The sequence below is a fragment of the Rhizobacter sp. P3_C12 genome, from assembly GCF_056402735.1.
Map to the genome: position 1 here is coordinate 1 of NZ_JBFUGW010000091.1, position 26,541 is coordinate 26,541.

Here is a 26,541-nt window from a genome sequence, read left to right on the forward strand (position 1 = left end):
CAACATCACCAAGGCCACCGTGCGCAAGTGGAAGGGCCGGCAGGCGCCTGCTGATCTGAGCCATCGCCCGCACAAGCTCAGCACCACGCTGTCGGCCGCCCAGGAAGCTGTGGTGGTCGAGTTGCGCCGCATGCTGTTGCTGCCGCTGGATGATCTGCTGGTCATCACGCGCGAGTTCATCAATGCGGACGTTTCTCGCTCCGCGCTGAACCGCTGCCTGGTGCGTCACGAGGTCGGCAATTTGCGTGCGCTGCACGCCGAACTGAACCCGCAGGATGAGGCTTCGACCAAGCCGCCAAAGACCTTCAAGGACTACGAACCCGGCTTCGTGCACATCGACATCAAGTACCTGCCACAGATGCCCGATGAGAGCCACCGCCGCTATCTCTTCGTGGCCATCGATCGCGCCACCCGCTGGGTGCACGTGGGCATCTACGACGATCAGAGCGAGGCCAGCGCCGTGAACTTCCTGGAGCGCGTGCATGAGGCCGCCCCGATGGCCATCACGAAGGTGCTGACCGACAACGGTTCGCAGTTCACCGATCGCTTCACCAGCAAGGCCCGACAGCCCAGTGGGCGGCATCACTTCGACGTGCGCTGCAAAGCCCTGGGCATCGAGCATCGGCTGTGTCCACCGCGCCACCCTCAGACCAACGGCATGGTCGAGCGCTTCAACGCGCGAGTGGGCGATGTCATTGCTCAAACTCGATTCAAAAGCGGGGCCGAATTGGCAACGACGCTGCTGGCCTACGTGCAAACGTACAACCATCGCATCCCTCAGCGCGCCCTGGACCATCAGACCCCCATCCAGGCGCTCAAACAGTAGCGCACCCGTTCGCCGCTGTTATTCCGCAAACGGGTTCATGATCTCCCGGGGCTTGATAGCTATGACCTAAATGGCTAGGCGGTCTCAAGTCTGAAGTGCAACACCCGCCCGCATCAATGCGTGCCGGGTGCTGAGGCAGGTCACCGAGGCCTTCGACGGCGCAACACAACCCGGCGGCACGAACCGGCTGATCGTCACCGACACCGAGTACGGCGACCTGGGCCAGGTGCTGCTGCAGACGCAGCCGTACTTCCTGGACAGCGGTTCGTCCACGAGCGCGGGCAGCGCCGACGTGGGGCTCACGCGCACCGAGTACGACGTGCTGGGCCGGGTGCTGAAGATCTACACCGCCGACAACCAGGGCAGCCAGCCGGGCGTGAGCTTCGGCGCCCGCGGCAGCCGCAGGGCGCGGTTGTCGAGCACGGCCTATGGCGCGCTGGTGGTCAGCACCACCGACGACCAGGGCCGCACGCGCCGCGAGGAGAGCAGCGTCGAAGGTCGCACGATCCGCATCACCGACCCGCTGGGTGCGCAGATCGTTCACCAGCACGACGCGTTCGGCAACCTGGTGGCGACGAAGGATGCGCTGCAGAACTCGGTGCCGATCGTCTATGACGTGCGGGGCAACAAGCTCAAGCTGACCGACCCGGACGCCGGGGTGATCGAGTACCGCTACGACGCGCTCGGCCAGACCGTGCGGCAGCAGAACCCGCTGCAGGCGCAGCGTGGCGGGCAGACGACGATGCAGTACGACGTGCTCGGCCGGATGACGCTGCGCAGCGAGCCGGAGTACCAGAGCACCTGGACCTACGACAACTGCACGATGGGCATCGGCAAGCTGTGCGCGACGAGCGCCAGCACCGACATGAGCCAGCAGTGGGTGTACGACAGCCTGGGGCGGCTCATCAGCAACCGCACGACGGTGGCGAACGGGCCGAGTTTTGCGAGCGCGCTGAACTATGACGCGAACGGCCGGCAGGCAACGCAGACCTGGCCGACCGGGCTGACGGTGAACTACGGCTACACGCCGAAGGGGTTCCTCGGCAGCGTGTCGCTGGCGACGGCGGTCACGGTGAACCCGTTGCCCGCCACACCAGAGGGCACGCCGGGTGCGAGCACGACGCTGCCGGCCGGCACGGTGCTGTGGCAGGCGCAGGCCTACAACGCGTGGGACCGGTTGGAGCAGCAGACGTACAGCAACGCGGTGGTGAGCAAGTCGGGCCATGAAGCCGCGACGGGCCGCGCGAGCAGCTTGACGACGGGCAAGGGCAACGCCACCGACGTGCTGAATCACGGCTACGTGTGGGACAGCCTGGGGCGGCTGACGAACCGCAACGATGCGAATGGGGATGGCAACACAGGCGCGGTGACCGAGAACTTCGAGCACGATGCGCTCGGGCGGCTGCAGCGCTACACGGTGGCTGCTCCTGCGATCAGTGGTTTGGTCCGAACTGTCAGCCTGCAATACAACGCGCTGGGCAGCATCCTCTACAAGAGCGATGTGGGGCTGTACAGCTATGGCGCGCAGGGGGCCACCTCCGTTCGACCTCACGCCGTTCAATCGATCGAAGGCGCCGCAGCCAACACCTACGGCTTCGATGCCAACGGGAACATCACCAGCGCGAGTTCAGGCAAGTACCGCGGGATCACCTACACCGGTTTCAACTTGCCGGACAGCCAAGCGGGCGTGCAAGGGCCGTCAGGTGGCCCGAGCTACGTGTGGAACTACGACGAGGACCACGCGCGCATCCGCGAGGTGCGAACGATCCCGAGCGGCACGAACGCAGGCACCCGAACCACGTGGTACCTGCACCCGGACAACACCGGTGGCCTGGCCTTCGAGAGCGAGGTCAACTCACCGACGAGCCCGAGCGCCGCGAACCCGGCCGTCACGAGCAACCGCCACTACCTGAGCGCCGGTGGCCAGAGCCTCGGTGTGCTGGTCACCACTGGAGCGATGCCAGCACTCGGCGCCACGCAGACCGCACCGCCCGTGCAGTCGAGCCTGAGCGCAGTGAAACTGGAGTACTGGCACAAGGACCATCTGGGAAGCATTGCAGCGACGACGGACCACAACGGCGACGTGACGGCCCGCGACGCGTACGACCCGTTCGGCAAGCGGCGCTTCGCCAACGGCAACTACGACGCGGCTGGCACGCTCGTCATTGACTGGAGCCAGGCCGTCAACAGCGGCACCGACCGCGGCTTCACCGGCCATGAGCAGCTCGACGACATCGGGCTGACGCACATGAATGGGCGCTTGTACGACGCCACCATCGGCCGCTTCCTGTCGACAGACCAGCTCGTCAGCGACCCGTCGGACCTGCAGGCCTACAACCGCTACAGCTACGTGCGCAACGATCCGCTGGCGAGGACGGACCCGAGTGGCTGGGCGGATCTGCAGGCGAGCAAGACGTGGGATCCGACCAGCATCTGCCGCCCGAAATGCCACGGCGTCACCGTTCCGAGCCGGTTGGCCAGCCCTTCGGCGACGCCGCAATCGACGGTCAAGACGACGCCTGAGAAGACGTCGCCCGACGATCAACAGCAAGGAGCAACAGCCGCAAAAGGCGCAGTGGCGCCAGCARCAGCGATCGGAGCACCCGGCGGTCCAGTTCTCAGTGACGCCGATATTGATCGAGCGGCGGGCAGAGTTACATCGTCGATCACGCGCACCGTAGGAGAAGGCTTGCTTCGGGTTGCGGACAAGCTTGACGATTTCAACCAGAGTGACTTTGGGCATGCRCTGCAAGCCTTGCCACCTGAAGGGGCGGCGGTTGGTACGATCAAGGGTGGTCTGATTTGGCTAGGACGCGCCGCGACGGTTGCCGAGGAAGCATCCATAGTCGCAAAGAGTGGGGTTCAGATCCTCGAGAGGGAAGGCAATGTCGTAATCGTCTCCTTCACGGTTGCCAAGGGTGAAGCGCGTGTTATGGCGGAAGTGATCAGGGACGGAGACCGACTCATCTTGAGAGGCGCTCACATTGAGGGGAATGGAACACTGAAGGAAGCGCTGTCAGCGGCCAAAGCGTTCGGACGCGAGCAGGGCGTAAAGGAAGTTGTAATCGAGGGTGGTGCGCGCACGACAGGTGCCAACCCCGGACATTTCCCTCGTCCCATAACCATCGGAACAGGACTATGACGACACTTACGATGACTTCTTGGAAAAAAGGGCTTCAGGTGATCTCGCTCACCGAGGCAGTCAAGCAGTATTCGACGGGCTCATTGATCCGAGCCAAAGCGGAGGTCGATGAATCGCGACGCCGAGTTGGCGATCTACGAAGGTTTACTACCATGACGACGGAAGAATCCAGGGGTACAGCGCGACCCCCGCGGTTCCTGCAGGCGAGACCATAGAAGAGCTGAGAGGCAACTGCGACCTCTACATGGCGGCACTCGCAAAGCCGGTATTTGAATATCGCGATTGACCATCTACTGCCGCAACGAGTGCTGCCTGCTGCAGGTCAAATGGCGCTACCGTGTCGACGAAAACGGCATTCAGCATCAGTCCGAGCTTGAGGAACCGTGAAGGAGACATGATCTTGCCGCGTCAACACGAAACACCAAAGAAGGCGATGCCGGCCCACCCGGCGAGCAACACCTTGCTGTCCGCCGAAACGCTGGCCAAGGCGGCCGAGCTGTTCGGCGGGCAAGAGGAGGCGCAGCGCTGGATGTCGTCGCCCGTCATGGGGCTGGACGGCGCCCGCCCGGTCGAATTGCTCCGTACCTTGCAAGGCGCCCAGCTCGTCACCGAGTTCCTCGAGCGCTTCGAGCACGGCGTCTACAACTGATCTCGAACTGCAACGTGCCTCAGGCCGCTACCGCCAACGCTCGCAAGCCCGCTTGTCGATCGACACGCGGCTGAACCCACCGCTCGAGCGCTGACGCGTTCTGGATCGACTTGGCCACCTGCACGCCGTGGGCATAGGCGGTCGTGACGCAGGGGTGCAGAAAATTCGTCACCTCGCCGGCCGCATACAAGCCGGGCAGGCCCGGYACCGCCCCGTGGCGGTCGACCTCGATGCAGCCGTCGTCCAGCGCGAGCCTCAGCMCCGCCGGAATGCTGGCCTCGAAGCCGTACTGCACGCCGATCACGTCGAACACCTGTCCGTCGACCGTCATCGCCGACTGGCTCGCCTCGAACGGCCCGACGTGCACGCACTCCGGCGCCACCTGTTTCAGCAGCAACGCCTGCGCACGCGGCGGGCGCCGGCAGAAGATCTCGACGCTGGCCGCGCCACGCCGCTGGGCGAAGACGGCCTGGTCGAATGCGTTGTCGCCGCCGCCGAGAATCGCCACCCGCTTGCCGGCCACGGCGATCCGCTCCATCGCCACGCCGGGCCCGATGCCCACCGTGTCCGACGGCACGAAGCCGCCGCGGCGCGGTTTCGATCCGGTCGCGATCACGACATTGCGCGCCCGATGAACCGCGCCGCGCCCCGACACCTCCCAGCCCAGCCCGCTCGCGCGCGGGCGGATGCCAGTGACCCAGAAGCCAAGGCTGTGCGGCACGTTCGCCGACTCCAGGTGATCCTGCAGCTGCGCGGCCACCTGCTGGCCCGTCCTGCCCTGCAGCCCGGGGATCCAGCGGTTGGTGTACGGGCTGTTCAACTGCAGCCCGCCGACCGCCGAGCCCGCCTCCAGCAGCAGYACGTCCATCCCCAGCTGGTGCAGCCACAAGGCACAGGCCGCACCGGCCGGGCCGCCACCGATCACCACCGCGTCGTTCATCGTCGTTCCTTGTGCTCGGGCGCCACCGTTGGCRCACCGAAGCAGCATCCGGGAACGACCCGTCCGCCACGCGCCGGTTTGCGAAGCCGGCGCCGGTGGGGCGAAACCCGCTCAGTCCTGCAGCGCAGCCGCCGCCTGCTGCACCCGTCCCACGTCCGCCTTCACCGCCTTCGCGATCTCGCTGCCGTAGCCGCTGTCCGCCTTGTAGAAGTGCGACAGCATCGCGTACTTCACCGCGTCGTTGTCGACCCGGCCCAGGTCGCCGGCCAGGTTGGCGATCAGGCTCGATTGCTCCTTCTTCGACAGCGAGCGCCAGAACTCGCCGGCCTGCCGGAAGTTCAGCGTCTTCGCGATGCGCGCCTGCTGCGTGCCACCGGCCAGCGGCAGGCTGCTCGACTTGTAGGCCGCGTCGGCCGGCAACGGCCGCAGCCGCGACGGCTCGTAGTTGACAAGACCCGTGCGCGCCCCGGCATTCGCGTTGCCGTCCTGGTTGTTGTCGGCCACCACCACCTTCGGCGCATTGATCGGCAACTGCTGCACGTTGGTGCCGACGCGGTGGAACTGCGTGTCGTTGTAGCTGAACAGCCGCCCCTGCAGCAGCCGGTCTTCCGAAGCTTCGATGCCCGGCACCAGGTTGCCCGGCGCGAACGCGCTCTGCTCGGTCTCCTGGAAGATGTTGGCCGGGTTGCGGTTCAGCGTCATCGTGCCGACCTTGGTCTCGGGCACGCCGGTCCACACCTTGGTCGCGTCCAGCGCGTTGAAGTCGAAGCCGTCGAGCTGCTCGGGTTTCAGCAGCTGCACGTACAGGTCCCACTTCGGGAAGTTGCCGCTGGTGATCGCGTTGATCAGGTCCTCGCTCGCATGGTTGAAGTTGCGGCCCTGCAGCGCCGCGGCCTCGGCGCCACTCAGGTTCTTCTCGCCCTGCAGCGTCTTCCAGTGGAACTTCACGTAGGTGTACTGGCCCTGCGCATTGACGAACTTGTAGGCGTGCACGCTGTTGCCGTCCATGTTCCGGTAGCTGGCCGGCGTGCCGAGGTCGGAGTACAGCCGCGTCAGCATGTGCGTCGATTCCGGCTGCTGCGAGAAGAAGTCGAAGAAGCGGTTCGGGTCCTGCACGTTGGTGTCGGGGCTCGGCTTCAGGCTGTGCACCATGTCCGGGAACTTGATCGCATCGCGGATGAAGAACACCGGCAGGTTGTTGCCGACCAGGTCCCAGTTGCCTTCGCTGCTGTAGAACTTGGTCGCGAAGCCGCGCGGGTCGCGCAGCGTCTCGGGCGAGTGGTTGCCGTGGATCACCGTCGAGAAGCGCACGAACACCGGCGTGCGCGTGCCGGGCGTGAACAGCTTCATGCGGGTGACGGCCGACAGATCGGCGCTCGCGACGAACTCGCCGTGCGCACCGGTGCCGCGCGCATGCACCACGCGCTCGGGGATGCGCTCGCGGTCGAAGCGCTGCAGCTTCTGGATCAGCTGCACGTCCTGCAGCAGCACCGGCCCGTTGGGGCCGGCGGTCTGCGAGTTCTGGTTGTCGCCGACCGGCGCGCCGTTGTCGCGGGTCAGCGTGGGGGGCGATGTCTGCGCCTGCGCGGCTGTGGTGGCGATGGCGGCCACGGCCAGCAGCAGCGGCAGGGCGCCGCGACGAAGTTGACTGTTCATGTTCTGCTCCACTGAAGTCGATGTGCGTGGAGCTTATGAAGCCGGCCCCTCCGCGGGAAGTTGAGAACTTCAGCGGGTTCGATTCACAGCGTCAATCAGGCCGCCGTGGCCAGCGTGCGGCGCAACGGTCTCACGCCCTCGGGCAGGTCGTCTGCCAACACATCGGCCAGCAGCTGCAGGTCGGTGGCGCGTGGATGGCCCGCGCGCCAGACCATGCCGATGCGCCGTGATTGCCCTTGCGCCAGCGGCCGCACCACCAGGCCGCTGTCGCCGCGGCGCCGCACCGAGAGGGCGGGCATCAGCGTGCAGCCCATGCCGGCCGCCACCAGCTGCCGCAAGGTCTCCAGGCTGCTGGCGCGGAAGTCGCAGCCGTCGTCCTGCGTCGACTCATGCTGGCCGCAGGCTTCCAGCGCATGGCCGCGCAGGCAGTGCCCGTCGGTCAGCAGCAGCAGCTTCAGCTCGGCCAGCACGGCCAGCGGCACGGCGTCGTGGGATGCGATCTCGTGGTGCGGCGGCGCGGCGACGAAGAAGGGCTCATCGAACAGCGCCTGCTCGACGAAGCCGGGCTGCGGCATCGGGCCGGGCAGCGCGACGATGGCCACGTCGAGCAACTGGTCGGCCAGCTTGTCGGCCAGGTGGCGCGTCATCTCCTCGTGCACCACCAGCCGCAGCTTCGGGTAGCGCTGGCGCACCAGCGGCAGCAGCCAGGGCAGGTAGTAGGGGGCGAGCGTCGGGATCAGCCCGATGTTGAGGGCGCCTTGCAGCGGGCCGCTGCGCAGGTTCTTCAGCTCGAGGATCTGGTCGGCCTCGGCCAGCAGGCGGCGCGCCCGCTCCACCACCAGCTCGCCGATCGGCGTCAGCGACGGCTGCTTGCCGCTGCGATCGAGCAGCGCGAGCCCGAGGTAGTCCTCGAGCTTGCGCAGCTGGGTGCTGAGCGTGGGTTGTGTCACATGGCAGGCCTCGGCCGCGTGTCCGAAATGGCGGTGCTCGGCGAGCGCCACCAGGTAGCGCAGTTCGCGCAGTGTCATCGTTGTCTCCCTTGTCGCGCCGAGTATTGCCAGCGTGGGGGAGGGCGGCGATTTCTTTTGTGATGCGCGCCGATTGGGAATTTGAATCGCAGGGGCTTGACTTCGCGCCGGCCGTGTCAGGCCACGTGCGAGATCAGCACCCCCGGTGCCGGCTGCTGCTGGCCGTCGGCGGTGCCGGCCTCGCTGCCGGTGCTCGCCGCCGGCAGCCGCCGCACCGCGACGCCGACCGACATCATGTCGACCACCAGCAGGTGCAGGATGCGCGAGATCATCGAGACGAAGGTGCTCGCGTCCTCGCTGTGCTCGACCGGGATGCACACCGTCGACTTGCGCGCGAGCGGCGACTGGCTGGCGGTGATCGCGATCACCTTCGCGCCGCGTTCCATCGCGAGCCCGGCCGCGCGCGACAGCTCCGGCGGCTGCCCGGAGCTGGAGATGAACACCGCCACGTCGCTCGACCCGAGCAACTCGGCCGCCATCGAATGCATCGACGGATCGGTGTGCGCGACCGACGAGATCCGGAAGCGGAACAGCTTGTGCTGCGCATCCAGCGCGACGATCGCCGAGTTGCCCATCGCGTAGAACTCGACGCGACGCGCCTCGCGCAGCAGCGAGATCGCGCGGTCCACCGCGTCCACGTTCAAGGCCTCGCGGAACTGCACGATGGCCGAGATCGTGTTGTCCAGCACCTTGGCGCACAGGTCGGCGGTGCCGTCCTGGCGGCGCACCTGCGTGCGCTGCACCGGCAGCGTCCCGGTCAGCCCCGAGCCGAGCTTCAGCTTGAAATCCGCCAGCCCCTGGAAACCGAGCGAGCGGCAGAAGCGGATCACCGTCGGCTGGCTCACCTCGGCGCCTTGTGCGATCAGCGCGATCGGGTCGTTCAGCGCGGTGCGTGGGTTGTCGAGCACGAAGTTCGCGACACGCCGCTCGGCCGGCGACAGCGTCGTCACCGAGGCGCGCACGCGTTCGAGCAGCGGGTGGCTGCCGTCGGCGTCGGGCACGTGGTCGGACAGCAGCGTCGAGACGCCCTGGAACGCCAGGTTCTCGGCCGTCAGCAGGTAGGTCGGGATGCGCGCCACGTAGTCGCTCATGCGGCCCTTGGCCTCGAAGCGCTCGCGGAAGACGGCCTGCGCGAAGAGCGGCCCGAGCCGCGGCACGATGCCGCCGCCGACGTACATGCCGCCGGTGGCGCCGAGCGTCAGCGCCACGTCCGAGGCCATCGAGCCCAGCATCCCGCTGAACACCTCCAGCGTCTCCAGGCAGGCGGCGTCGTGCTGCAGCGCGCGCTGCACGATCTCGGCGGTCGTCAGCTCGCGCCCGCCGCCCGGCGCCGGGTGCAGGGCCTGGTGGATCAGCTCGATGCCCGGCCCCGAGATCAGCCGCTCGGCCGACACCCGCGACATGCTCTTCCAGGCGTGCTGCAGCACGCGCATCTCGCGCTCGTCGCTGGGCGCGAAGTTGACGTGGCCGCCCTCGGTGGCGAGCGTGGTCCAGCGGTCGCCGGACGGGATCAACCCCGACACGCCGAGCCCGGTGCCCGGCCCGAGCAGCCCGATCACGCCGTTGGCCTGCGGCGCGCCGCCGCCCACCTTCAGCCGGCCGTGCGGGCCGACGCCGGGAATCGCCATCGCCAGCGCCGTGAAGTTGTTGACGACCAGCAGCGTCGACAGCTTCAGCTGCTGCTGCACCTCCTTGATGGAGAACGCCCAGTCGCGGTTGGTCATGCGCACCTGGTCGCCCTGGATCGGGTTGGCGATCGACACGGCGCCATGGCGCGGCGTGAGCTCCGGCACCGTCGCGAGGTAGGCCTGGATCACCTCGGTGATGCCGGCATGTTCGCTGCACGGCAGCACCGCCACGTGCTCGAACTGGCCCGCTGCCGGCTCGATGCAGAAGCGGGCGTAGGTCGCGCCGATGTCGGCCAGCAGCCGCAGGTCGGTGAAGGGCGTCGAGCGGGAGCTGAGGTCGATGGTCATGGACGGGGGGCAACACCAGCGAAAGGGGATGGGAGGGGGGAGGCGGCCAGCGTGGCCGCGGGGGCGCGTTCGAGCAGGACGTAGCCGGTGGCGGCGAGGGTGACCCGGCCATCGAGCACTTCGACGCGCTGGCCGCTGTACGCGTCGCGCAGCGCCTCGCCGTTGCCGAAGGTGGCGCCCAGCGGCAGCGTGACGGTGCCGTCGACCGCCATCGCGACGACGACCGCATCGCCGGTCTGCGCATCGACGCGGCTGAAGACATAGGGGCTGGCCGACAGTTGCCGATGCACGCCGCGTGCCAGCGCGACATGGCGTGCGCGGAAGCTGCCCAGGCGGCGCCAGTGCGCGAGCTGCGCGGTGTCGGGCGTGGCCCAGTTCATGTCGGAGCGGGTGGCCTGCTGCGGGTCGGAGGCCGGTGCCGGGCCGGGCGGGCGCGCGGTTTCGTCGCCGTAGAAGATCTGCACGGCGCCGGGGGCGAGCAACAGCGCGGCACCGGCCAGCGCGAGGCGGCTGCGATCGAACAGCCGCGTGTCGTGCGACGAGACGTAGCTCAGCGCGTTCCAGCCGGGCCGGCCGGCGAGCAGCGAGGCATAGCGGCTGTACAGCGCGTCGGGCTGCGCGAACTGCGGTGCCAGGTCCTGGAATTCGAAGTTGATCAGCGCATCGAAGCCGGCATCGGCCAGCGGGCTGCGCTCCGGCCCCTGGCCCCAGGATTCGCCGACCATCCAGAACGGCTGGTCGTCGATCTTGTCGGCCGGGTGGCGGGCCTTCCAGTCGGCGAGCGCGGCGGTGGCCGATCGTTTCAGCGCCGCCCAGGCCGCCGGCTCGACGTGCTTGACGGTGTCGGCGCGGAAGCCGTCGATGCCGTACTCGCGCACCCAGTCGCTGAGCCAGGTCACGAGGTAGTCGCGCACGGTCGCGTCGGGCAGGTCGCGGGCGCGCGTGCCGGGCTTGGTGCGCAGGAAGGTGGGCAGCTTCACGCGCTCGGTGCTCTCGGTGCGGAAGTCGGGCAGGTAGGCGAGCTGCATCGTCAGGTCGTCGCGGCCGCCGTCGAGGTAGCCGGGCAGGCCGGCGCGCACCCACGGGCGGCCCCACCAGTCGGCGAACGCGAAGCTGTTGTAGTCGATGAAGCCGTGGTAGTCGCGCAGCGTCGCGCGCTCGCTGCCCGGCCACAGCACCTTGAGGTTCAGCTCGCGGGCGGTCTGCAGGTCGAGGTAGCCGGGGTGGTTCATCACCACGTCGAACAGGATGCGGATGCCCTGGCGGTGCGCGGCGCTCACCATCTCGCGCAGCTCGTCGGGCGTGCCGATGTTCTGGTCGAGCACGGTGTAATCGAGCGCGTAGTAGCCGTGGTAGGCGTAGTGCTTGAAGGCCTTGTCACCGCCGACCACCCAGCCGTGGATCTGCTCGTACGGCGCGGTGATCCAGATCGCGTTGACGCCGAGCTCGCGGAACCAGCCTTCGTTCAGCTTGTTCGTGATGCCCTTCAGGTCGCCGCCGTGGAAGGTGGCGACATCGGCAGCCGGATCGGCCTCGCGCTGGCGGCCGTAGGCATGGTCGTTGGCCGGGTTGCCGTTGGCGAAGCGGTCGGTGACGGCGAAGTAGACGATGGCGTTGTCGGCGAAGGCACCAGGGACGGAGACCGGGCCGCTGATCGCGGGCGGGGCAGGGGGCTTCGGTGCAGGCGCGGGGGTCGTGCAGGCCGCCAGCAGGGTCCACAGCAAACTCAACAGCAGGGCGACGACGGACCTCATCCCTTGATACCTCCTGCGGTCAGCCCCGAGATCATCCACTTCTGCGCGAGGATGAACACCACCGTGATCGGCAGCCCCGACAGGATGGCGGCGGCCGCGAAATCCCCCCACAGGTACTTCTGGTCGTACAGGAACAGCTTSGASCCCACCGCCAGCGTCAGCTTGGCCTCTTCRTGCAGCAGGATCGACGCCACCGGGTACTCGATGATCGCGCCGATGAASGCGAGCAGGAACACCACCATCAGGATCGGCAGCGCCATCGGCAGCAGCACCAGCCGGAAGGCCTGCCACGGCGTTGCGCCATCCACCTTGGCCGCCTCCTCGATCTCGACGGGGATCGTGTCGTAGTAGCCCTTGATCGTCCACACGTGCAGCGCGATGCCGCCCGAGTACGCGAGCAGCAGCGAGGCGTGGCTGTCGATGCCGAAGAACGGGAACACGCTGCCGATGCGGTCGAAGATCGCGAAGATCGCCACCAGCGCSAGCACCGCCGGGAACATCTGCATCAGCATCAGCCCGCCGAGCGCCATGCGCTTGCCGCGGAACTGCATGCGCGCGAAGGCATAGGCGGCGGTGGTCGACAGCGTCAGCGTGATCGCCGCGGTCAGGCTGGCCACCTTGACCGAGTTCCACAGCCACAGCAGCACCGGGAAATCCGGCTTCACGAGGCGCCCGTCGGGCGCGGTGTAGGAGATCCCCAGCGCCAGCTTCCAGTGCTCGAAGCTGATGGTCTCGGGGATCAGGCTGCCGGCGGCGAAGTTGCCCGGGCGCAGCGAGATCGACAGGATCATCAGGAACGGGAAGATCACCAGCGCGACGAGCGCGATCAGGAACGCGTGCGCGGCCAGCACGCGCCAGCGGTGGCTCTTGTCGAGGACGATGGCCATCTGGTTTACCTCGATTCGTCCTTGGAGATCTTCGTGAGGCGCATCTGCACCAGCGAGATCACCGCCACCATCGCGAAGATGACGGTGGAGATCGCCGCCGCGAGCCCGAACTGCTGGCCCGAATCCTGGAACGCGATGCGGTAGGTGTAGCTCACCAGCAGGTCGGTGGTGCCGGCCGGCACGCTGGTGTCCAGGAAGTCGGGCCGCCCGCCGGTGAGCAGGCTGATCAGCACGAAGTTGTTGAAGTTGAACGCGAAGGCCGAGATCAGCAGCGGCGTCAGCGGCTTCAGGATCAACGGCAGCGTGATGCGCCAGAAATTGGTGAAYGGCCCGGCCCCGGCCACCGCCGAGGCCTCGTACAGGTCGGCCGGGATCGCCTTGATCAGCCCCGAGCAGATCACCATCATGTACGGGTAGCCCAGCCACACGTTGACGATCAGCAGCATCACCTTGGCCAGCAGCGGGTCCGAGAACCACGCGGGCTTGATGCCGAACAGGGCATCGAGGATCAGGTTGATCTCGCCGAAATTGTTGTTGAACAGGCCCTTGAACACCAGGATGGAAATGAACCCCGGCACCGCATACGGCAGGAACAGCAGCGTGCGGTACAGGCCCTTGAAGCGCAGCGCATCCCAGTTGAAGAGAACCGCCAGGAACATGCCGAGCGCRGCACCGAAGAACACGGTGAGCGCGGAGAACACCACCGTCCAGAGGAAGATGCGCACGAAGGGCTCGCGGAACGCGGCGTCGGTGAAGATGCGCTGGTAGTTGGCAAAACCCACGCCGACCTGGAAGCCGGGCTGCAGGCGCTCGCCGGCCTCGGTCTCGTAGAAGCCGCTGGTCATGTTCGGGCGCAGCACGGCGTTCGTCTGCTGGTTCACGAGCGAGCCGTCGGSGYTGCGYTTGTACAGCGGCTGCACGGCGCCGAACTGGCGCAGGCCGGTCATCACGAGCTTGAGGTCGCTGTCGGGAAGGCGCAGGGTCAGCGCCTGCAGGTKCTTCTGCYKGSCGATCACGGTCTTGAGTGGCGCCGGCTCGGCCAGCGGGGCCTGCGCCGGGTCTTGCGGCKSSAGCTTSAYYTCCMGCGGCGTGGTSGTYGCMAGCGCGAGCCGGCCGCTGACCCACGCCTTGCCGCTGTCCGCGTCTTCCAGCCGCAAGCGGAACTCCGGCCCGTCCTCATGCAGCGTGAACGCRTAGCTCGCGCCCTCGCCGCCGTGGAAGGTCTCGTCCAGGAAGTACTGCGTCGCCCGCGGGAACTCCAGCAGGTTGCGCGAGCTGTAGTTGGTGAACCCGATGGCCATCGTGTAGACCATCGGGAAGACGACRAAGACCAGCGCCGCGGCGATGCCGGGGAACAGGTAGCGCCAGGCGTAGGTCTTCGCCGMGCTGTAGACCCACAGCGCGAGCGCGGTGATCGCGAGCATCGTGCCGGCCAAGAGCGTCTGSCCGGCCGCGTAGACCATCGCGACCACGTACAGCGCCGCGACCAGCACGAGCGCGAGCAGGGCCGGGCCGGGGCGCAGCCGGTACTTCATCGTCTTCGGGTGCCTGCGTGGATTACTTGGCCGTGATCCGCTTGGCCGCGGCGTCCAGCGCCTCCTTCGGCTGCTGGCGGCCCTCGGTCATGTTCTTCAGCGCCGACTCCATCGACGACCAGAAGCGCCCCATCTCCGGGTTGTTGGGCATCGGCGCGCCGTCCTGSGCGCTGGCCATCGTCGCCTGGATGTTCGCGTTGCTCTTCAGCTCGGCGAACAGCGCCTTGCTCGCCGGCGTCCCCAGCGGCACGTCGTCGTTGATCGTCTTCAGSCCCTTCGGCGCGAGCATGAAGTTCTCGATGAACTCCACCGCCACGTCGCGGTTCGGCGAGGCCTTGGAGATCATCGCGCCCAGCACGCCGACGAAGGGCGCGGCCTTCTTGCCGTTGACGCTCGGGATCTTGGCGACACCGAAGTCGATGTTGGCCTTCTTGAGGTTGTCCCACGACCACGGGCCGTTGATCATCATCGCGACCTTGCCCTGCGCCATGCCCGCYTCCATCTCGGCGTAGCCGGCACCCTTGGTCATCACGCCGTCCTTCACGAGCTTGCTCAGCAGCTCCGCGCCCTTCARSGCRCCGGCGTTGTTGACGCCGGTGTCGGCCGGGTCGAAGTTGCCGTCGGCCTTCAGCTTGAACGGGTAGCCGCCACCGGCGGCCAGCAGCGGCCACGTGAAGTAGGTGTTGTTGTAGTCCCAGAGGATCGCCTTCTTGCCGGAGGCCGAGAGCTTCTTGTCGAGCGCGATCACCTCGTCGAAGGTCTTCGGCGGGGTCGGCACCAGCGCCTTGTTGTAGACCAGCGAGACCGCCTCGATCGACATCGGGTAGCCCCATTGCTTGCCGCCCACCGCGAACGCCTTGACGGCCAGCGGGTCCAGGTCGGCCAGCACCTTCTTGCTCGGCGCAACCGGCTGCAGCAGCCCGCCGGCGATCCACTCGCCGATGCGGTCGTGCGGCCAGATCCAGATGTCCGGGCCCTTGCCGGCCGCGGCCGCCTGCTGGAACTTGTTCGGCGCGTCCTCCGGGTGCTCCACCACCACCTGCACCCCCGTCTTGGCGGTGAACTCCTCGCCCACCTTGGCCAGGCCGTTGTAGCCCTTGTCGCCGTTGATCCAGATCAGCAGCTTGCCGGGCTCGGCGGCGTGGCTGACCAAAGGCAGGGCAGTGCCGGCCAGCGCCAGGATCGCGGCGCCGGCGAGCAGCTTCAGGTGATGTCGCTTGGTGTTCATCGTGTGTCTCCGGGTGGTGTGTGTTGTGGTGATGAAAAGAGCGTGCGCCCCTGCTCGTCGAACAGGAAGCCGCGCTGCGGCGGGAAACTCAAATACGCGGTGTCGCCCGTCTTCAGCGGGTTCTCCGGCGCGGTGCGGATCGTCATCGCCTCGCTTCTCGTTGACGAATCCAGGCCGGTCAAGGTCACGTGCAGGTAGGTGATGTCGCCCAGGTGCTCGGCCAGTTGCACGTGCGCGCGCATCGCCTGCGGGGGGGTGGGCGTGCTGGCAGCGTCGACGTGCTCGGGGCGCAGGCCCACGGTGACCGTGGCACCGGCGGCCAGTGATGCGGTGTCGGCCTGCACCGTCACGGTCGAGCCGTCGGCCAGCGCGATGCGGGCCAGGCCGTCGTCCGCACCCAGCAACTTGCCTTCGATGAAGTTCATCTTCGGCGAGCCGATGAAGCCGGCGACGAAGCGGTTCACCGGCCGGTGGTACAGCTCCATCGGCGTGCCCACCTGTTCGATGCGGCCCGCGTTGAGCACGACGATGCGATGCGCCAGCGTCATCGCCTCCACCTGGTCGTGCGTCACGTAGACCATCGTGGTCTTCAGTTCCTGGTGCAGGCGCGAGAGYTCCACGCGCATCTGCACGCGCAGYGCSGCATCCAGGTTCGACAGCGGYTCGTCGAACAGGAACACGCCSGGCTTGCGCACGATCGCRCGGCCGATGGCCACGCGCTGGCGCTGGCCGCCGGACAAGGCCTTGGGCTTGCGCTCCAGCAGGTGCTCGATCTGCAGCACCTGCGCCGCGCGGCTCACGGCCGCGCGCATCTCGTCCTTSGAATAGCCGGCCAGCCGCAGCCCGAAGGCCATGTTCTCGGCGACCGTCATGTGCGGGTACAGCGCGTAGCTCTGGAACACCATCGCGATGCCGCGTTTGGCCGGCGGCACGTCGTTGACGAGTKCGCCGCCGATGTACAGCTCGCCCGCGGTGATGTCTTCGAGGCCGGCGATGCAGCGCAGCAGCGTCGACTTGCCGCAGCCCGACGGGCCGACGAACACCAGGAACTCKCCATCGCGGACCTCGAGGTCCACGCCGTGCAGGATGACGACGYCGTCGAACGCCTTGCGCAGCGACTTCAGTTGCAGGTGAGCCATGCTGCGTTCGCGATCAGGCCAGTTCGCCGAAGTACAAGCCGTGCGCCGGCAGTGTGAAACGCCGCCCGCTGCGCGCCCCCTGCAGCGCCGCATCGAGCTGCGCCGCGACGACCGTCGTCGCCGGCGCGTCGAGATCCACCGTGAGCGGCTCGCTCCCGAGGTTGAACACGCACAGCAGCGAGGCCCCATTGACGCCCGCCTCCGGCGAGCGAACGAATGCCAGCACCGGCTCCGGCGCATCGATGAAGCGGATGTCGCCGCTGACCAGCGCCGGCTGCTGCCGGCGCCAGGCCAGCAGCCGGCGCATGAAGTTCAGCGGCRAGGCGGGATCGCGCTCGTTGACGTCGACCGCGCGCGCCGCGTGCTCGGCCGGCACCGGCAGCCACGGCTGCACCGCGCGGCCCTGGCTGAAGCCGGCGTGCGGCTGCGAATGCACCCACGGCATCGGCGTGCGGCAGCCGTCGCGGCCCTTGAACTCTGGCCAGAACGCGAGGCCGTACGGGTCCTGCACCTGCTCGAACGGGATCTCGGCCTCGGTCAGCCCGAGCTCGTCGCCCTGCCACCAGCAGACGCTGCCGCGCAGGCTCACCAGCATGGCAGTCGCGACCTTCGCGTAGGCCAGGTCGGCGCCCGGGCCGCCCCAGCGCGTCAGCACGCGCGGCACGTCGTGGTTGCCGAACGACCAGCTGGCCCAGCCATCGTGCATCTGTGCCTCGAGGTCTTCGACCTGCTGGCGGATGTAGGCGGCGCTGCGCTCGGCGGTCAGCAGGTTGAAGCTGTAGGCCATGTGCAGCTTGTCGCCGCCACGGGTGTAGTCGGCCATCGTCTTCAGCGAATCGTCGTCGCCGATCTCGCCGACGCTTGCCGCGCCGTGCTCGTCGAGCAGCCGCCGCACGCGCTGCAGGAACGCGAGGTTCTCCGGCTGCGTCTTGTCGTGCAGGTGGCGCTGCATGCCGTACGGGTTGCTCTCGCCGACGCTGCGGGTGTCGCGCGATTCGGCCGGCGGGTTGTCGCGCAGCAGCCGGTCGTGGAAGTGGAAGATGCAGGCATCGAAGCGGAAGCCGTCGACGCCGCGCTCGAGCCAGAAGCGGATGTCGGCCAGCACCTGGTCCTGCACCTCGGGGCAGTGGAAGTTCAGGTCGGGCTGGCTCGCGAGGAAGTTGTGCAGGTAGTACTGGCGCCGGCGCGAATCCCACTGCCAGGCCGAACCGCCGAACACGCTGAGCCAGTTGTTGGGCGGCGTGCCGTCGGGCCGCGGATCGGCCCACACATACCAGTCGGCCTTCGGGTTGCCGCGGCTCGCGCGGCTCTCGCGGAACCAGTCGTGCTGGTCGGAGGTGTGCGACAGCACCTGGTCGATCATCAGCTTCAGGCCGAGCTCGTGGGTGCGGGCGATCAGGCGGTCGAAATCGGCCAGCGTGCCGAACAGCGGGTCGACATCGCGGTAGTCGGCGATGTCGTAGCCGAAGTCCTTCATCGGCGAGCGGAAGAACGGCGAGACCCAGATCGCGTCGACGCCCAGGCTCGCGACGTAGGGCAGCCGGTCGATGATGCCGGCGATGTCGCCGACGCCGTCACCGTTGTGGTCGGCGAAGCTGCGCGGGTAGATCTGGTAGATCACCGCACCCCGCCACCAGGCGGCGCGGTCGGCCGCCGGCCGACGGGCGGAAGGGGAGGATGCAGCGGGTGCGTGGCGCGGTGCGGTGGCGAGGTCGGTCATGCGGATCGGATTCAGGACTACCGCATGAGCGTTGTAGTTTGACTACAAATACGATGCTTCTGCAGGTTGGGCGCCACTTTATGCGGGCAACTGAATCGAGAAAGAGAGGGTTTACCCTCAATCCCGGGTCGGCAAAACCCTCACACCTTCGGCAGCCCGAGCTTGCGCGTGACCGCGTCGACCCACTCGACCTTGAGCATGAACAGGAGCCAGACCGCCACGAGCGGCCACGTTATGCAACTGGCGGCGAAGCGCCGTTGAGCGAATGATTCATCGAGCGTCATGGGCGCCCCGATTCCATAGGCGCTGTCCTGATCGAACAGCTTGCGCATGACCACATCGAAGAAGTGAGCGGCGACGGCCAGGACCAACGTGCCCAGGAACATCCACTTGGCGAGATGGGCACAGGCCATCCGCCGATGGCCGCGCACCTCGCCGAGCACCAGCCGCTTGTGCAGTTCGCCCGCCTTGCCCTCGTGGTCAAAGCCGTGCTCCCGTGCCAATCGCTGCAGGGAGTTCAGCGCGAAGGCGGCTGCATCGTCATTTCCCTCGTCGATCCACCGACTGACCCATCCCAGCTGCTCGCCAACGAACTGCTCTCCGACTTCATTCAGCTTGCGGCGAAACCCAAGCTGGTCACGTGACAACCCGGACGATTTCATCGACGTCAGCTGCCACTCCGGCAGCACCAGTGCATCGGAATCGCCAAGCTCGAATCCGGAAAGCTGCAGGCGCCAGAACTGCATGAAGGCGTCGAGATCAGGCTCATAGGGCAGGTCTAGGCGCCCCATCGGTGCGGAGAACCGCTTGCAGTCAATGGCACCGCGGATGCCCATCACAAATCTGCACACTTCCTTGCCGAGGCTCAACAGACCGAGCAGGGGCCAGAGTTCGCGCAGCGAGCCATTGCCGAACAGATGGCCTTCGATCTTCTCCTTCAACTCACCGGGCAAAGTGCGCCAGCCCGGCAAGCTCTTCAGCAGCTGGCGTGCAATCACGACCGGTGTGTCTGCAGGAAGAATCAGTTGCTGATAGGGGCGAAACTTCGCCAGCCCCGCCAGCGGCTCCGGCATCGTGCCGGCGTCGAAGTCGATCTTCACGTCGCTGTTCTCGATGGCCGTGCAGAGTCTGGCGATCGGCTCATCGAGCGCCTCCACACCGGGCCGAATGCGGATGCTCGCGAGCGCCTTGCGAGTTCCGATGCATTCACTCAATGCATCGCAGAACGCGCCGTCCAACCGGGCATGGGAACGCAGATCGAGGCGGGACAGGCAAGGCAATGCAGAGGGTTGTTCAACCACGCGAAACGACCCGTCATCGATGTCAGATTCTTCTGTGGACGCAAGCCCTTTCAGCAAGGACGTGAGCGCATTGGAGGACGTCACGTGGACCTCCAGCATTGTCAGCGTGCGGCTGCCCCGCAAACTCTTGCCGAGCTCCAATGCCCCGCGTGCGCCCAGGTTCAGGATCTGGAGGACGAGCGAAGTCAATGTCGTGTGGGCTGCCATGCAGTGACCCAGCGTGCCCAACCACGTTCCGCTGCGCGCTTCGATGCGCAAGGTTTGCAAGTGGTGCATCTCTGGAAGCCCGTCGGCCAAAGCGGACAGTGCGACGTTCGACATCTCGCACTGGCGGAAGGCCAGGCTCACGACACCTGAGCGACGTCCAAGCGCCGACACCAGGGCCAACGCTTCGTCGTCACTGATCGCAGCGCTGAAGAACTCGATATGAGCGAGGGACGGACATTCCTGCAACAGCTCAGCGACGCTCCCCACGCCTTGACGGATGCCGGTCAGGCGCTCGACACCATGTTGGTTGATCTTCCCCGCCAGCAGAGGGGATCGCTGCGCCCGCAGGCACGCATTCACGACCCATTCCTCCGCCTTCTTCGACTGGTTCCACCCCGTCCCTTGATCCAGGGCCTGGATCGCATCGTGCAGACCATCGGGGACGGTTTCGCCCGCCGCTTCCAGCATTTGCGACATCGACAAGTCCTGCGTCGACTGGGGCAAACGTTGCCGACTGCTCGTGCCGTGGCTGCGGTTTCGTAGGCCGTCCATGAACTGTCCCGAAGTGCAAGAGTGGGCTGAGTGACGCCCGCACGCCGTTTCGTTCCGGCTCCAGCGGCAGCGCCGATTCGTGACCGCGCCGGACCCGCTCACCTCATCGTTTCAGCGCAATGCGAGCCCTCAGAATTCCCAACCCAAGCGGCTCTTCAAGCTGGTACGCCTTGGCAACCCGTTGCAAGGCTTGCAGGGCGAACAACGCGCCATCGGGGTTGCGGTGCTTCAGGAGGTGCTTTGCCAATGCCATGTGCTCGACGATGAACGCGTTCGCCGCTCGTCGGGTGTACTTGCCCTCCATCGACGGGGAGAATGCTTTGCTCAAGCGAGCACGGTCTCGGTCATGCAGCGGAATCCCGGACAACTCCAGTCTCATGAGGTCGTCTGTGGAAACCACAGGATGTTGGACCTTTCCCTTGGGCGTCACGAGCGAATCCACGCACTCCTTGCTGCGCACCTTGACGGCAGCCTTGTATGCAACCCGGTTCACCTGGATCCAACCATGGCGAGCCCACCGTTGCCGCAACGAACCGTCGTCGCCCATCATCCGCGGCACGATCTGGCGAACGATGTCCCGGGGCAACGATCCGCCCAGCACCGGAATGCTGGACAACAGCGCCTTCGCCGCCGCCTTCAACGCAACGGACGAAGCCGCCAGACTCTGATACTTGCGCAGCGCTTTCCCGAGGACACCCACTCGGCGCTTGCCGATGAAGATGCCCGGCTCGATGCGGACGAAGCCCAATGCGCTTCTGGCCTTGATCTGCCGGACCAGAAGATCACAAAACGCCCCGCTGAATGACATCTCGGCGACAAACTGCTGCGCCTCGTTCCTCGTGGGCGGATGAGCCACCAGCCTGAGCTTGGCCAGCCGAGGCAATGGATCGTGTTCGCGGTGGTACTCAGCGGGCTCGACGAGCCCCTTCATGAAGGATTCGGCCACGTCGCAGCCCGCCTTCACATCGAACGCCAGGCTTGTCAGAGAGCGATTGCCCCGCAGGGCCTCGCCCAACAATGCCGCGCCCCCCTCTCGAGGCCCGACAAGGAGAGCTCGAGTGAAGTCAGCGACAAACTGCGGGCAATGCCTTCGCTCAAACCCGGCAACCATGGCCCCACCTTGGCTTGAACATGCAGGCACTCCAGCCCGTGCATGTCGGGAAGTCTGTCGGCGATGATCCGCCAGGCCTTGGGCGAGATCTCGCAAGACAACAACCTCCAGCATGGCCACTTGCCTGCAACCCGCCAGGGACGATGCAAGCTCTTGCGCTTCGTCTACATGGAGATGCGCCTTGATCAGGCCGAGACCACGCAAGGATGGACACGCGTTGAACAGTGCAATGAGAATTCCGACGGACTGACTTGTTCGTACTCGAACGCCAACAAACGGAACTTCGAACTTGTTGATCAGTGCGATCAGCGCGCCCTTCCTGCCTTCCGTCAAGTGGGTACCGATCAGCCACATCAGCGCCGCCTTCGATGGCACTCCCGCCTCGTTGACAACGAGGGTGAGTGCCATCGCCGCGTCGACGGTTCCGCCACGCCGCGGACAGTTGCCAAACGGACTACGTATCGCGAACGATCAACTCCAGCGGCAGCAGCACCGAATCCTCCCCGTCGAGCACGATGCGCACCGCCGTCTCGCCCTTCACGACCGCGTTCTGCCGGATCGTCGTCAGCCCGGCCGCGCGGGCCGCCGCGATGTCGTCGAAGCCGACCGCCGCCACCAGCGTGGTGCCGGGCCAGTCGACGATCACGCTGCGCGCCGCGAGCGCCATGCGGTCGCTCATCGCCACCAGCGCGATCCGGCGGTACGGCGCGAGCCGCTCGCGCATCGCCTGCGCCGCCTGCGYGGCCGCGGCCTCGGGCTCGCTGTCGTCGACCGGCGCCCAGAACACCCGCCGCTCGTCGAAGCCCTGCGCCCGCACCGCCTGCGCATAGCCGCTCAGCCGCTCCGACGTGACGAACGGGCTTCGATCCGGCTCCACACCGAGCGCCCGCGCACGCTCGGCATCGTCGAGCGGGAACGTGATCACCAGCACCGCATCGGGCCGCGCGGCCAGCGCATGGCCCATCGCGAGCGCCGCGCCCTGGCGGTCATCGAGGCAGACCGACGGCGTGCCCGGCACCTGCGTGTCGACCAGCACGATCGGCTTGTGCGCCGCCTGCACCTGCGGCACCACCTCGGGGCCGATCTCGGCATGCACGATCAGCGCATCGGCCGTGGTCTGGAACGCGGCCTGCAGCAGCAGCTGGCGGCCGAGCTTCGGGATCAGCTGCAGGCTCAGCCCGCGCAGGTCGAGCTGGCGCGTGACGCCGCGCAGGAAGTCGAGGCTCAGCTCGTCGCCGAACGCATAGCGCAGGTCGTGGTGGAACACCACCGCCACCTCGCGCAGTTCGCGCCGCCGCAGCGCGCGGGCCATCGTGTCGGGCCCGTAGTAGCCGAGCTCGCGCGAGCGGGCGAGGATGGATTCGCGCAGGTCCTTCGACAACTGCTCCGGCCGGTTGAACGCGTTCGACACCGTCGTGCGGCTCACGCCCAGGCTCGCGGCCACATCGGCCAGCGTGAGTCGCGAACGTTCGGGAACAGGTTTCGACATCGGATCGGAAATACAGGCGGGCGGCTGACAGGGCGCGTTGACTATAGCGTCGCACCCGGCAGAATCCGGCCCGCCATGACGAACCTGCCCAGCATCAACACCGACATCGAACACCTGCGGCGCCAGCGCCAGCTCGACTGGGTGGCGTCCGGCCGCGACCTCGTGGTCGGCCACGCCGCCGACTGCCCGCTGCCGCCCGCCGAACTGATGCGGCTCGACGCCCGCCATCCCGCGGTGCGCGAGCTGCACGACAGCGGACTCACCGCCGAGGTGTTCCGCGTGCACGTCGGCGGCCGCGACTGGGCCGTCAAGCGCGCGCGCAGCGCCTGCAAGGTGCAAGGTGTCGACGGCCAGACCTCGTTCCTCAACGAGGTGCAGCGCCGCTCGGAGATGGCCGCCCTGCCCGCGTTGCAACGCCCCGGCCTGAGCCCGACCGTCTACGCGTCGCTGAAGCAGGGCTTGATCGTGTCGCCATGGATCGCCGGCAAACCGGTCCAGGACTGGGACGAGGCCGGGCTGCGCCAGCTGTTCGACAGCGGCCTCGCGCTGCTGCGCGCCGGCTTCTTCGAATGGGACTTCTGCCCCGGCAACGTGTTGCGCGACGCGCGGCAGGTCTGGCTGTTCGACTACGGCTACCTCTATCGCTTCGACCCGCTGCGGCATTTCAACAGCGCCGGCACCGGCCTGAGCGCGCCGCAGCACCACCTGGCCGAGCGCATCGAATCGCGCCACGTGTTCGGCTGGCTGCTGCAGCTGGAGAGCCGCCATGGTGCGGACGCCGCGCTGCGCGCCTTCCGCATGGAGAAGGCGATCGCACTCGACGCGTACGAGCGCCTGCGCAGCCAGCTGGCTGCCGACGGCGCCACGGCCACGGTGCTGCAGTGGCTGGACGGCATCTGCAGCGCGTGGCGCGCCGCGCTCGCCSGGCCGTTGGCCGACCTGTACCTGCGCGAGGGCTGGCGCTCACACGCCACCGATCTCGACGACGACCTGAAGGGGCAGACCTGCACGCCGGCGACGCTGGCGCGCGCCGACTGGCTGCTGCAGGCGCTGCGGCTGCACCACGGGGCGCTGGCGGCACACGGCGCCTGGCAGGGCGAGGATGCGGCCCTCGACCGGCCCGGCCTGATCGCACGCTACGAGCAACGGCGCCGGCAGGCGGTCGAGTTCCAGCTGCCTGCATCTACCTCAGACCACGAAGGCATGCATCGTCCGAACGAATGGCCTCGGCCTGAAAAGGCCTCCTGACAACTGCCGACAGCCGGTCGGCGCCGGTCCTACGATGCGGGCCTTTCCGGACAAATTCCGGACCCATCCCGCCAGACCCAAGGACAGCCCCATGCTCTTCGAACCGACCACCCTCCGCTCGCTGTCGCTGCGCAACCGCATCGTGATGTCGCCGATGACGCGCAGCCGCGCGGTCGAGGCCAACACGCCGAACGCCTTGATGGCCGAGTACTACGCCCAGCGCGCCGGCGCCGGGCTGATCATCACGGAGGGCACCTCGCCGTCGCCGAACGGCCTCGGCTATGCGCGCATCCCGGGCCTGTACAACGCTGCCCACGCCGCCGGCTGGAAGCTGGTGACCGACGCGGTGCACGCCAAGGGCGGCAAGATCGTGATCCAGCTGATGCACACCGGCCGCGTCTCGCACGCCGCCAACCTGCCGGCCGGCGCCGAAGTGGTCGGCCCGACCGCTGCCGTGCTGCCCGGCGAGATGTACACCGATTCGAACGGCATGCAGCCGCACAGCGCGCCGCGTGCGATGACGCAGGCCGACATCGACCACGTGGTCGCCGAGTACGCCGCCTCGGCCCAGCTCGCGATCGAGGCCGGCTTCGACGGCGTCGAACTGCATGGCGCCAACGGCTACCTGATCGAGCAGTTCCTGAACGGCAACGTCAACCAGCGCACCGACGGCTATGGCGGCAGCGCGGCCGGCCGCAACCGCTTCGCGCTCGAAGTGGCGCGCGCGGTGGCGAACCGCATCGGTGCCGGCAAGGTCGGCATCCGCGTGTCGCCGCACGGCGTGTTCAACGCGACCGGCCCGTTCGACGGCGTCGACGAGCAGTACGTCGCGCTGGTGAAGGAGCTGTCGGCCATCGGCCTGCTGTACGTGCACGAGCTCGATCACTCGGCGATGGGCGCGCCCGCGATTCCGGCCGCCACCAAGGCCGCGCTGCGCGAAGCCTTCAAGGGCCCGTTCATCCTGGCCGGCGGCTTCGACCGCGCGAGCGGCGAGAAGACGCTGCAGGCCGGCCAGTCCGACCTGGTCGCCTTCGGCCGGCCGTTCATCTCGAACCCGGACCTGGTCGAGCGGCTGAAGAAAGACGCGCCCCTGACCGCGCCGGACTTCTCGACCTTCTACACGCCGGGCGCCAAGGGCTACACCGACTACGCGGTGCAGACGGCCTGAGGACAGGCGCCGTCGTGGGAACATCGCGCGATACTCCCGTCGCCGATCGTTCCCGCACCGGTGCTTCGTTCCGCCGCTGGAGCGAGGCCTGATCGTTCAATGAGCGTTCGATGAGCCTCCCCTTCGTCCTGCTGTGCGCGGCCCTGTGTGCCGTGTGGATCCCGCCGCTGCCGGTCGCGGGCCGCCGCCTGCCGCTGTGGCCGGTGCTGCACCTGGCGGCCATCGCCACGGCCTGGGCCGGCGGCGTGCTGCAGGCACCCGCGGTCGCGGCGCTCGCGCTGCTGGCGGCCTTCGCCTTCGGCAGCCGGTGGGCGCAAGCGCGCTGGCTGCGTGCCGTGCTGATGGTGCTGGCCGCGGCGCTCGCGATCGCGCTGTTCGTGCACGTGGTGCCGGGCTTTCGCAACCCGAAGCTGTACGACGGCATCCGCTTCACCGCAGACGCGCTGCCCTTCACCCAGTACCTGAACTTCGACAAGGGCTCGGCCGGCCTGCTGTTGCTGGCCGCGTTCGCGCCCCGGGCGGGCACGCTGCGCGAATGGCGCGGCACGCTGGCCGCCGCGGGCCTCACCTTCGCCGCGACGGCCGTGGCGGTGTTCGCGCTGGCCGTGTCGGTGCAGCAGGTCGCCTTCGCGCCGAAGCTGCCGGTGCTCGCGATCCAGTTCCTGCTCGCCAACCTGCTGCTGACCTGCATCGCCGAGGAGGCGCTGTTCCGCGGGCTGCTGCAGGAGCAACTGCATCGCCGGCTGCCGGCGGGCCTGGCCGTCGCGCTGTCGGCCGGGCTGTTCGGGCTGGCCCACCTCGCCGGCGGCCCGGTCGGCGCGCTGCTCGCGGGCCTGGCTGGCCTCGGCTATGCGACGGCGTACGCGCGCACGCGCCGCATCGAGGCGGCGGTGCTGGTGCACTTCGCGCTCAACGCGACGCACTTCCTGCTCTTCACCTACCCGGCCCTCGCAGGCCGCTGAAGGCTTGAATCAGAGCTTCGGGC

Annotated in this window: 18 protein-coding genes and 1 pseudogene; 6 read left to right on the forward strand and 13 right to left on the reverse strand. The window is 67.6% G+C overall.

Annotated elements, in window-relative coordinates:
• The 3 genes and pseudogenes from AC1DXV_RS15810 to AC1DXV_RS15820 all read left to right on the forward strand — a co-directional run.
• Nucleotides 1-823, forward strand: a pseudogene (locus AC1DXV_RS15810) (IS481 family transposase); the annotation flags it as partial.
• 295 nt (nucleotides 824-1,118) lie between these two features.
• Nucleotides 1,119-3,968 (forward strand): RHS repeat-associated core domain-containing protein, encoded by a 2,850-nt coding sequence (locus tag AC1DXV_RS15815; protein WP_477934421.1) that lies wholly within the window; start codon nucleotides 1,119-1,121, stop codon nucleotides 3,966-3,968.
• A 337-nt stretch (nucleotides 3,969-4,305) separates the two neighbouring features.
• Nucleotides 4,306-4,617 carry an antitoxin Xre/MbcA/ParS toxin-binding domain-containing protein gene (locus AC1DXV_RS15820; RefSeq protein WP_477934423.1) on the forward strand — a complete coding sequence of 104 codons (312 nt, stop codon included), beginning with the start codon at nucleotides 4,306-4,308 and terminating at the stop codon, nucleotides 4,615-4,617.
• A 19-nt stretch (nucleotides 4,618-4,636) separates the two neighbouring features.
• On the opposite strand, the gene AC1DXV_RS15825 is transcribed toward AC1DXV_RS15820, so the two are convergent.
• The 13 genes from AC1DXV_RS15825 to AC1DXV_RS15885 form a co-directional block, all read right to left on the reverse strand.
• Complete coding sequence (locus AC1DXV_RS15825; protein WP_477934425.1) at nucleotides 4,637-5,557, reverse strand: NAD(P)/FAD-dependent oxidoreductase; 921 nt, start codon at nucleotides 5,555-5,557, stop codon at nucleotides 4,637-4,639.
• Between the two features lie 111 nt (nucleotides 5,558-5,668).
• Nucleotides 5,669-7,213, reverse strand: coding sequence for a catalase (locus tag AC1DXV_RS15830; RefSeq protein ID WP_477867946.1), 1,545 nt, complete (start codon nucleotides 7,211-7,213; stop codon nucleotides 5,669-5,671).
• 95 nt (nucleotides 7,214-7,308) lie between these two features.
• Nucleotides 7,309-8,241, reverse strand: coding sequence for a LysR substrate-binding domain-containing protein (locus tag AC1DXV_RS15835; RefSeq protein WP_477867948.1), 933 nt, complete (start codon nucleotides 8,239-8,241; stop codon nucleotides 7,309-7,311).
• 116 nt (nucleotides 8,242-8,357) lie between these two features.
• Complete coding sequence (gene glk / locus AC1DXV_RS15840) at nucleotides 8,358-10,217, reverse strand: glucokinase (protein WP_477934427.1); 1,860 nt, start codon at nucleotides 10,215-10,217, stop codon at nucleotides 8,358-8,360.
• Nucleotides 10,214-11,971 carry an alpha-amylase family glycosyl hydrolase gene (locus tag AC1DXV_RS15845; protein ID WP_477868171.1) on the reverse strand — a complete coding sequence of 586 codons (1,758 nt, stop codon included), beginning with the start codon at nucleotides 11,969-11,971 and terminating at the stop codon, nucleotides 10,214-10,216. The genes glk and AC1DXV_RS15845 overlap by 4 nt, the downstream gene beginning before the upstream one ends.
• The gene (gene malG, locus AC1DXV_RS15850) at nucleotides 11,968-12,858 is read right to left on the reverse strand and encodes a maltose ABC transporter permease MalG (protein ID WP_477868173.1); all 891 of its coding nucleotides are present in this window, start codon (nucleotides 12,856-12,858) and stop codon (nucleotides 11,968-11,970) included. Before malG ends, AC1DXV_RS15845 begins: the two co-directional genes overlap by 4 nt.
• Before the next feature lie 5 nt (nucleotides 12,859-12,863).
• A complete protein-coding gene (gene malF / locus AC1DXV_RS15855) occupies nucleotides 12,864-14,393 on the reverse strand; it encodes a maltose ABC transporter permease MalF (RefSeq protein ID WP_477868175.1) in 1,530 nt (509 codons plus the stop codon).
• A 22-nt stretch (nucleotides 14,394-14,415) separates the two neighbouring features.
• Nucleotides 14,416-15,621: a maltose/maltodextrin ABC transporter substrate-binding protein MalE gene (gene malE / locus AC1DXV_RS15860; RefSeq protein ID WP_477868177.1), complete on the reverse strand. Its 1,206-nt coding sequence runs from the start codon at nucleotides 15,619-15,621 to the stop codon at nucleotides 14,416-14,418.
• Complete coding sequence (locus AC1DXV_RS15865) at nucleotides 15,618-16,760, reverse strand: ABC transporter ATP-binding protein (RefSeq protein ID WP_477934429.1); 1,143 nt, start codon at nucleotides 16,758-16,760, stop codon at nucleotides 15,618-15,620. Before AC1DXV_RS15865 ends, malE begins: the two co-directional genes overlap by 4 nt.
• A 13-nt stretch (nucleotides 16,761-16,773) precedes the next feature.
• Nucleotides 16,774-18,480: an alpha-glucosidase gene (locus AC1DXV_RS15870; RefSeq protein ID WP_477934431.1), complete on the reverse strand. Its 1,707-nt coding sequence runs from the start codon at nucleotides 18,478-18,480 to the stop codon at nucleotides 16,774-16,776.
• A gap of 140 nt (nucleotides 18,481-18,620) precedes the next feature.
• Nucleotides 18,621-20,465 (reverse strand): leucine-rich repeat domain-containing protein, encoded by a 1,845-nt coding sequence (locus AC1DXV_RS15875; protein ID WP_477869709.1) that lies wholly within the window; start codon nucleotides 20,463-20,465, stop codon nucleotides 18,621-18,623.
• Between the two features lie 178 nt (nucleotides 20,466-20,643).
• On the reverse strand, nucleotides 20,644-22,059 hold the full coding sequence (locus tag AC1DXV_RS15880) for a hypothetical protein (RefSeq protein WP_477934433.1): 1,416 nt from the start codon (nucleotides 22,057-22,059) through the stop codon (nucleotides 20,644-20,646).
• Between the two features lie 46 nt (nucleotides 22,060-22,105).
• On the reverse strand, nucleotides 22,106-23,140 hold the full coding sequence (locus AC1DXV_RS15885) for a substrate-binding domain-containing protein (RefSeq protein ID WP_477934435.1): 1,035 nt from the start codon (nucleotides 23,138-23,140) through the stop codon (nucleotides 22,106-22,108).
• Nucleotides 23,141-23,215: 75 nt separating this feature from the next.
• Here AC1DXV_RS15885 and AC1DXV_RS15890 point away from each other — a divergent pair, with 75 nt between their 5' ends.
• From AC1DXV_RS15890 to AC1DXV_RS15900, 3 genes are all read left to right on the forward strand, one after another.
• Nucleotides 23,216-24,388, forward strand: a complete 1,173-nt coding sequence (locus tag AC1DXV_RS15890; RefSeq protein ID WP_477934437.1) for a protein kinase family protein — start codon at nucleotides 23,216-23,218, stop codon at nucleotides 24,386-24,388.
• Nucleotides 24,389-24,479: 91 nt separating this feature from the next.
• Nucleotides 24,480-25,556: an alkene reductase gene (locus AC1DXV_RS15895; protein ID WP_477869627.1), complete on the forward strand. Its 1,077-nt coding sequence runs from the start codon at nucleotides 24,480-24,482 to the stop codon at nucleotides 25,554-25,556.
• Between the two features lie 110 nt (nucleotides 25,557-25,666).
• Entirely contained in the window at nucleotides 25,667-26,518 is an 852-nt protein-coding gene (locus tag AC1DXV_RS15900) for a CPBP family intramembrane glutamic endopeptidase (RefSeq protein ID WP_477934439.1), read from the forward strand.
• The last annotated feature ends 23 nt before the right edge of the window (nucleotides 26,519-26,541 follow it).

Bases quoted from the DNA above. Each gene is read 5' to 3' on its own strand.
- AC1DXV_RS15830 (WP_477867946.1), bottom strand. From the start codon at position 7,213: ATGAACAGTCAACTTCGTCGCGGCGCCCTGCCGCTGCTGCTGGCCGTG.
- AC1DXV_RS15835 (WP_477867948.1), bottom strand. From the start codon at position 8,241: ATGACACTGCGCGAACTGCGCTACCTGGTGGCGCTCGCCGAGCACCGC.
- glk (WP_477934427.1), bottom strand. From the start codon at position 10,217: ATGACCATCGACCTCAGCTCCCGCTCGACGCCCTTCACCGACCTGCGG.
- AC1DXV_RS15845 (WP_477868171.1), bottom strand. From the start codon at position 11,971: ATGAGGTCCGTCGTCGCCCTGCTGTTGAGTTTGCTGTGGACCCTGCTG.
- AC1DXV_RS15875 (WP_477869709.1), bottom strand. From the start codon at position 20,465: ATGTCGCAAATGCTGGAAGCGGCGGGCGAAACCGTCCCCGATGGTCTG.
- AC1DXV_RS15880 (WP_477934433.1), bottom strand. From the start codon at position 22,059: ATGGCACTCACCCTCGTTGTCAACGAGGCGGGAGTGCCATCGAAGGCG.
- AC1DXV_RS15895 (WP_477869627.1), top strand. From the start codon at position 24,480: ATGCTCTTCGAACCGACCACCCTCCGCTCGCTGTCGCTGCGCAACCGC.
- AC1DXV_RS15900 (WP_477934439.1), top strand. From the start codon at position 25,667: ATGAGCCTCCCCTTCGTCCTGCTGTGCGCGGCCCTGTGTGCCGTGTGG.